The sequence below is a fragment of the Actinoplanes sp. DH11 genome (genome assembly GCF_020873875.1).
Taxonomy (GTDB): domain Bacteria; phylum Actinomycetota; class Actinomycetes; order Mycobacteriales; family Micromonosporaceae; genus Actinoplanes.
This window is the reverse complement of record NZ_JAHWGU010000068.1, coordinates 1-1,530: the sequence shown is the minus strand read 5'-3', so window position 1 is coordinate 1,530 and position 1,530 is coordinate 1. Positions and strand designations below refer to the sequence as shown.

1 protein-coding gene is annotated in these 1,530 nt (G+C 66.9%); it reads left to right on the top strand.

Going from position 1 to position 1,530, the window contains the following annotated elements; all coding sequences use genetic code 11:
- Positions 1-13: 13 nt before the first annotated feature.
- The coding region (locus tag LPA41_RS40730) for an acyltransferase domain-containing protein (RefSeq protein ID WP_229076851.1) at positions 14-1,530 on the top strand (1,517 nt) is incomplete at its 3' end.

The following is a 1,530-nucleotide window of genomic DNA, read 5'->3' as shown; positions in this document are numbered from 1 at the left end:
GGTTTTCGCGGCCGTGTATGACGAGGTGGTCGCGGCGTTCGGGTTCGATATCGATGCCGCGAGGCTGGACGAGACGCGGTTCACTCAGGCGGCGTTGTTCGCGGTTGAGGTGGCCACGTTCCGGTTGCTGCAGTCGTGGGGGGTGCGCCCGGATCTGTTGCTGGGGCATTCGATCGGTGAGCTGGCCGCCGCGCACGTGGCCGGTTTGTGGTCGTTGGCGGATGCGGTCAAGGTGGTCGCGGCTCGGGGTGCGTTGATGCAGGCGCTGCCGTCGGGTGGGGCGATGGTGGCGGTGCAGGCCACCGAGGACGACGTGATCGCGCGGCTTGTTGATGGGGTGTCGATCGCGGCGGTCAACGGTCCTCAGGCGGTGGTGATCTCCGGTGATGAGGACGCGGTGCTGGCGGTGGCGGCCGGGTTCGACAAGACGCGGCGGTTGCGGGTCAGTCATGCGTTCCATTCGGCGCGTATGGAGCCGATGCTGCGGGACTTCGCCGCTGTCCTTGACGAGGTGGTCTTCGCGGCGCCGTCGTTGGGCTGGGTTTCGAATGTGACCGGTGAGCCGGTCGGTGTTGAGGTGATGGACCCGCAGTACTGGGTGCGGCAGGTCCGCCAGCCGGTCCGGTTCGCTGACGGCCTGGCCGCGATGCGCGCTGCTGGGGTGACCCGGTTCATCGAGGTGGGCCCGTCGGGTGCGCTCGCGACGCACGTCGACGGGGTGTGTCTGCCCACGATCCGCAAGAACCGCGACGAGGCCACCTCGATCGTGCAGGCGCTGGCGGTGGCCGGCCCGGACTGGGTGAAGGTGTTCCCCGGTGCCCGGCGTATCGAACTGCCCACCTACGCCTTCCAACACCAGCGTTTTTGGCCTGAGGGTGTGGGTGTTGGGGTGGGGGATTTGTCGCGGGTGGGGTTGGAGGTGCTGGGTCATCCGTTGCTGGATGTGGTGGTGTCGTTGGCGGATTCCGATGGGGTGGTGTTGACGGCTGGTGTGTCGGTGCAGTCGTCGGGGTGGTTGGCGGAGCATCGGGTGTTTGGGCAGGTGGTGGTGCCTGCTGCGGTGTTGGTGGAGTGGGTGTTGTGTGCGGGGGTGCTGGTGGGTTGTGAGGTGTTGGTGGAGTTGACGGTGCAGGTGCCGTTGGTGTTGCCGGAGCGGGGTGTCCGGCAGGTGCAGGTGGTGGTGGGCGATGCGGTGGGTGGTCGTCGTGGGGTGGGTGTGTATTCGCGGCCTGCTGAGGATGCGGGTGCTGGTTGGGTGCGTCATGCGGTGGGTGAGTTGGAGGCCGATGCCGATGCCGGTGCCGGTGCGGTGGTGGAGGACACGTCGCTGGCTGTGTGGCCGCCGGTGGGTGCTGAGGAGTTGCCGGTGGCCGGCTGGTACGACGCATTGGCGTCGGCGGGGCTGGGTTATGGGCCGGTGTTCCAGGGGCTTCGTGGGTTGTGGCGTCGCGATGGTGAGGTGTTCGCGGACGTCAATGTTGATGTTGATGTTGAGGGTTTTGGTATTCATCCGGTGTTGTTGGATGCGGT